The 5267-nt window shown below is 65.4% G+C and carries 7 protein-coding genes; 3 read left to right on the top strand and 4 right to left on the bottom strand.

The genetic code is table 11. The annotated features are described in order from the left end of the window. Window positions 1–206: 206 nt before the first annotated feature. On the top strand, window positions 207–635 hold the full coding sequence (locus RI841_RS14190) for a DUF2721 domain-containing protein (RefSeq protein WP_310706283.1): 429 nt from the start codon (window positions 207–209) through the stop codon (window positions 633–635). Beyond that, complete coding sequence (gene rlmM / locus RI841_RS14185) at window positions 632–1699, top strand: 23S rRNA (cytidine(2498)-2'-O)-methyltransferase RlmM (protein WP_310706282.1); 1068 nt, start codon at window positions 632–634, stop codon at window positions 1697–1699. Before RI841_RS14190 ends, rlmM begins: the two co-directional genes overlap by 4 nt. 17 nt (window positions 1700–1716) lie before the next feature. On the opposite strand, the gene RI841_RS14180 is transcribed toward rlmM, so the two are convergent. After that, window positions 1717–2007, bottom strand: coding sequence for an antibiotic biosynthesis monooxygenase (locus RI841_RS14180; protein ID WP_310706281.1), 291 nt, complete (start codon window positions 2005–2007; stop codon window positions 1717–1719). A 42-nt stretch (window positions 2008–2049) separates the two neighbouring features. Here RI841_RS14180 and tusA point away from each other — a divergent pair, with 42 nt between their 5' ends. Next, window positions 2050–2301 (top strand): sulfurtransferase TusA, encoded by a 252-nt coding sequence (tusA, locus tag RI841_RS14175; RefSeq protein WP_310706280.1) that lies wholly within the window; start codon window positions 2050–2052, stop codon window positions 2299–2301. A 15-nt stretch (window positions 2302–2316) separates the two neighbouring features. Here the strand turns inward: tusA and RI841_RS14170 are convergent, their stop codons facing one another. From RI841_RS14170 to RI841_RS14160, 3 genes are all read right to left on the bottom strand, one after another. Beyond that, window positions 2317–3033, bottom strand: coding sequence for a hypothetical protein (locus RI841_RS14170; RefSeq protein ID WP_310706279.1), 717 nt, complete (start codon window positions 3031–3033; stop codon window positions 2317–2319). 112 nt (window positions 3034–3145) lie between these two features. Beyond that, window positions 3146–4138, bottom strand: a complete 993-nt coding sequence (locus RI841_RS14165; RefSeq protein WP_310706278.1) for a DUF3080 family protein — start codon at window positions 4136–4138, stop codon at window positions 3146–3148. Window positions 4139–4184: 46 nt separating this feature from the next. Beyond that, window positions 4185–5267: MATE family efflux transporter (locus RI841_RS14160; protein ID WP_310706277.1), on the bottom strand; the 1083-nt coding region annotated here is incomplete at its 5' end.

Raw genomic sequence — 5267 nt, 5'->3', positions numbered from 1 at the left:
ACCGCTTTAGCGGGCCCGAAGGGTGAGTCTCAGGATGAGACGAGTAGAGTAGCGGGGCGCTGCCCCCGGAAGCCCGGCGCAGTCATCATCAGGCACGCATGCCGAAAAAACCCCGAGTTCAACGAGAGCTCGGGGTGTTTTATGCGCGGCTTGTGAAAGTGTCACCTGTTAGCATGGTGTTGCGAATGACTACCGGAGATCGTTTCGTGACGTTAACCACCCCGGCCCTGCTCTTTCCAGCCATCTCGCTGTTGCTGCTGGCCTACACTAATCGCTTCCTGGTGCTTGCCCAGCTGATCCGCAAGCTTGCCGACGAGAAGCGCGACCGTCATCAGTCCGGTACCGCCCGACAGATCGTACTGCTGCGCCGGCGTATCTCCCTGACCAAGCGCATGCAGGTGGCGGGTGTGCTGAGCTTCCTGCTCTGTACGCTGTCGATGTTCGCGCTCTTCCTGTCGCTCGAACTGCTGGGCATGCTGCTGTTCGGCGTGAGCCTGGTGACCCTGTCCATATCGCTGATCTACTCGCTCTGGGAGGTGACCATTTCCACCAATGCACTCAATGTCCAGCTGCAGGATATCGAGGACCTGAGGAAGCGCACGCCGTCGGCGGCGTCGAAGGAGGCCAGCCCATGACGGTGCCCGGTGAGCTGCTCGTTTACTGTCGCCCGGGGTTCGAGCCGGACCTGGCCGAAGAACTCGCGGAGAAGGCCTCAGTGCTCGGCTGGCAGGGAGAGGCCGATGTCAGGCCGGACACCGGTTTCGTCCGCTTCATCGCCGCCGGCGCATCGCCGGCCAACGCGCTGCATCGGTCACTGCCGCTGGCCAACCTGGTATTTGCCCGCCAGAGCCTGCTTGCGCTGCCTCCGCTCTCGCTTGCGCGTGAGGATCGCCTGACGCCCATCATCGACCAGGTCGTGGCGAGTGGCTGGAGCTTTGACACCGTCTGGCAGGAGACGCCGGACACCAACGAGGCCAAGGCCCTTGCCGGCCTGATCAAGGCGCTCAAGCGGCCGCTGGAGTCGCTGCTCAAGAAGCGAGGTGCCCTGCGGCGCAAGGCCGGCGGGCGTCGGCTTCACCTGCTGTGGAGTGACGGGGACCGCGTGCAGCTGGGCATGAGCTTTCCCGGCAACCGCAGCGAGCTCCCTGGGGGAATTCGTCGGCTGCGCTTTCCCCCCCGCGCGCCGAGCCGCTCCACCCTCAAGCTGGAGGAGGCCTGGCACGAGTTCATTCCGCGAGACGAATGGGACGAGCGGCTGGGGGAGGGCATGCAGGCGGCGGATCTGGGCGCCGCGCCCGGCGGCTGGACCTGGCAGCTGGTGCAGCGTGGCATGCATGTCTATGCCATCGACAACGGCCCCATGGACAAGGGGCTGATGGCCACGGGGCTGGTGGAGCACCTGCGCGAGGATGGCTTCGTCTGGGAGCCACCCGGTCGGCTCGACTGGCTGGTGTGCGATATCGTCGACAAGCCGTCACGCGTGGTAGCGATGGTCCAGCGCTGGCTGGTGCAGCGCTGGTGCCGGGAGGCGGTCTTCAACCTGAAGTTGCCCATGAGGCGGCGCTGGCAGGAAGTCTCCTGCTGCCTGTCGGGCCTAGAGTCGTCACTCGCTGAAGTCGGCGTCCGGGCCTCGGTGGCGTGCCGCCACCTCTACCATGATCGCGAGGAGGTGACGGTACACGTCCGGCTTATGGACTGATTCTTGTCGGTGAGCTGTCAGTGAGTTGTCGGCTCGTAGATGCGGATACGCTCCTCCTCGGTCAGCAGTGGCAGCAGGCTCTGCATGACCCGGGCACGTGTCTCGCTCTGGTACCACTCCTTCCAGGCGCGCATGTCGCGCCACTTGGTGATCATCAGACGTCGATCGCTGTGGCCAAGCTCGACGAGGCTCTCGCCGCCAACGAAGCCACTCGCGCCGAGAGAATGGCGCAAGGCCTCCCGGGCGGCCTCCTCGTATTCCTCCTCCAGGCCGGGCATGATACGACGTTCGATAATGATCTTGATCATCCGTTACTCCCTTACTTTTACTGTCCTGCAACGAGGTCATCGATGGTTGATTCCGCGGATTCCCTGCCGGCCTATGATACGCAACTCGACACTACCGGGCTCTATTGTCCTGAACCGATCATGCTGATGCACAACAAGGTACGTGACATGGACCCGGGTGAGGTGCTCAAGGTGATCGCCAGTGACCCGGCCACGACTCGTGATATCCCCAAGTTCTGCAGCTTTCTCGGGCATGAGCTCCTGTACCAGCAGGAAGCCGACGGCAGCTACCTCTACTTTATCCGTCTCGGCTGAGTCGCGGCCAGTCCGTCAGTCGGCCGGAGTGTCAACGTCACTGCCGGGCGTGACCATCAGCGCCAGGGCCTCGAGGGTGGTGGGGTCCTCGTGGCGGATGCGGTTGGCGATCTGCCGCTGAAAGAAGTAGACAACGCGGTGGCGACTGTGGCCGGGATAGAGGCAGGGGTCGCCGGGCAGTATCGGGCTGGCCTCGATGAGACGCTCGTCGGCGAGCAGGGCTTCCACTGTGCCATCGCTGTAGAGGCGCCAGCCGAACACCTGCTTGAGCTGCCAGGGAGCATCGCTCTCGTCCATGCACAGGGCATGGGTCCCCTGGGTCTCGGGAAGCTGCTGGATCAGCGTGGTCTCGTCGGTCTCCTCGTAGTCGAAGTAGGCGGCGGCGTGTTCGAGCTCCAGCACCTTGTGCTCGGGGGCCTGATCGAAGAGCTCCTCGGTCTCTGGGTCGCGATAGCCGATGAAATGGCCATGCTCGCCGTCATTCAGGCGATGGCAGGGCGTGAGGGCTTCCATCCAGGGCACCAGGCCGACCACTTCACCATCTTCCTGAAGTCCCCAGGCGAGCAGTGGCATGCCGTACAGGGTGTCGGTGTCAGAGGCGAGCCGATAGACCATCTCCAGATTGTCCAGTTCGGGCGAAAGGCGAACCAACCGGCGCCGGGCCAGTTGACGTTGTCGTATGGCCTCGAGGTCGATGACCCGGGCGGAGCGGGGTGACTGCGGGATTCCCATGATGTCCCTCCAAGTGCTGCGTGGTCACGGCATCGGCCTGGTAAGCAGCGCACTGCGTCACTGTTATCTCATCAATAGCACAGAGTGATTGCCGAGGTTAAGTCCTGGTGGGTCATCGGCAGTGGCGAGCGAGGCGTTGGCGCAGTGCAGCGTGGCGGTCACGAGCCGCCGCGAAGGCCTGCAGGGGGGCTTCGGGGTGCGTCAGCGAGAGCCAGTCGCGTCGATAGTCGGTCACCGCTGGTGGCGGCGCCACATGCACCTCGAGGAGGGCATCGATGGCCTCGAGCCAGTGCCGTGCAGCGTGCTCGAGGTCATCAAGCCAGGCCGCCAGCCGGGTCGCCTCTGGGGTGTCGGCCAGATCATCGGTCGCTCCGGGGCAGGCAACGCCGGCTTCCTGGTCAAGGGTCTGCGCCATCAGCGTCGAAGCCTCTGTCAAGCGCTGCTCGGCGAGCAGCAGGGTGCGCAGCAGCTCGGCAGAGAGCGGGCGCTCCTGCAGGGTCTTGAAGTGCCCCTCGAGGGTGGCTGAATCGGCCGTCCAGTCGCGATCGAACTGATGCAGGGTCGTCTCGCGCAGGTAGCCCAGCGCGGCACTGCGCGGCTCGACCTCGACGAGGGCCTCGGGGGAGAGGGGAGAGCTCGCCCGGGAGAAGCTCTTGACCCACTCCTCGGAGGCGAACAGGGCGTTCCAGCTGACTTGTGGCAGCTGGTCGGTCTTGGTGGCGGTGAGCCGGGCCAGGCGCTCACGGCTGTCATCGGACAGGGTGTCCGGCACATCACTGTTCCAGCAGCCGCTCAGCCTGCGCCACAGCTCGAGTTCGTAGAGCCAGCGCTGGCTGGGGGGTGCCACCTTGCCGAGCTGGTTGTTGCGTCCCGCCACGAGGTTGGCGATATGGCACTCGCGAAGGGCATAGATGTCGAGCATGCCCTCGCGAGTTTCGGCAATCTCGAACAGCCGCTGGTCGCGCTCAGGGAAGGCCGCTATGTTGCCCGGGGGCGAGCGCGGTGGCGCCTCGCTCGAGAGAGTCTCGGCGAGGCGCTCATGGTAGTCGCGCAACAGGGCCTCGCTGTCGCCCTCGCTGCAGCCGCTCAGCAGCAGACTCAGCATCGCCAACAGTCCCCAGATCCCACGGCGGCGGGATGCACGGACGGCGTCACTCGGCAGGAATCTCGATCTTTCCATGGGTCGTCGCCTTGCTGACACGCCTGAGCCGCTCCCCCAGCAGCACAGCTGCGATGGTCAAGCCGGCAATCAGGCCGATCCAGTAGCCATGCACGCCCAGCGGGCCGATCCCCCCGGACAGGCCATGCGCGCCCAGCCAGTGTCCTCCCCCCAGCCCCACCAGCCAGTAGGCCAGCAGGGTGATCAGCATGATGATGCGGGTGTCCTTGTAGCCCCGCAGGGCCCCGGCCAGGTTGACCTGAAGGGCGTCCGATACCTGATAGAGCATCGCCAGGCCGACCAGCGTCAGAGTCAGGTGCTGCACCTCATTGTCATGAGTATACAGCCTGATCACCGGCTCGGCGGTGAGCCACAGCAGCAGGCTGTTGAGCCCCGCCACGGCCAGTGCCACCAGGATACCGTACCAGGCGACCAGCCGGGCGGCTTCGGGGCGGCCCTGGCCCAGGGTGTTGCCCACCCGCACGGTCAGCGCCATGCCCAGTGAGAGCGGCAGCATGAAGAGGATCGAGGTGTAGTTGAGCGCCACCTGGTGAGCGGCCACGGTCACCTCGCCAAGGCTGGCAATGAACAGGGCGATCAGGGTAAACAGCGTCACCTCCACGAAGATCGCCACACCGATGGGCACCCCTACGTGCAGCAGCTCGCCGATCAGCGGCCAGCGTGGGGGTGTGGGCGAATGCCAGAGCGAGACGTCCCCATAAGCCCGTGAGCGCCGGGTATAGGCGATCATCGCCAGGCTCATCACCCACATGGAGATCGCCGTAGCAATGCCGCAGCCCAGGGCGCCGAGGGCCGGCAGGGCCTGCACGTTGCCGGGTAGCCAGTCGCCGAACAGTCCCGTCAGCCCCTCGCCACCGTAGATCAGCACGAAGTTGCAGGGGATGTTCACGCCGAGGCCGACCAGGCTGATCCACAGTGACGGGCGGGTATGGTTCATGCCGTCCGAGAAGGCGCGCAGCGCCTGGAAGAGCGCCACCCCGGGCATGCCGAAGGCCACAGCGGCCAGGTAGGCGGCGGCGCGCCGCACCATCGGCCAGGCGCGCGCTATCTCCGC

Origin of the sequence: Halomonas sp., assembly GCF_031581305.1 — a bacterium.
Taxonomy (GTDB): domain Bacteria; phylum Pseudomonadota; class Gammaproteobacteria; order Pseudomonadales; family Halomonadaceae; genus Halomonas.
The sequence above is the reverse complement of the archived record's forward strand: the minus strand, read 5'-3'. Positions and strand labels throughout refer to the sequence as shown.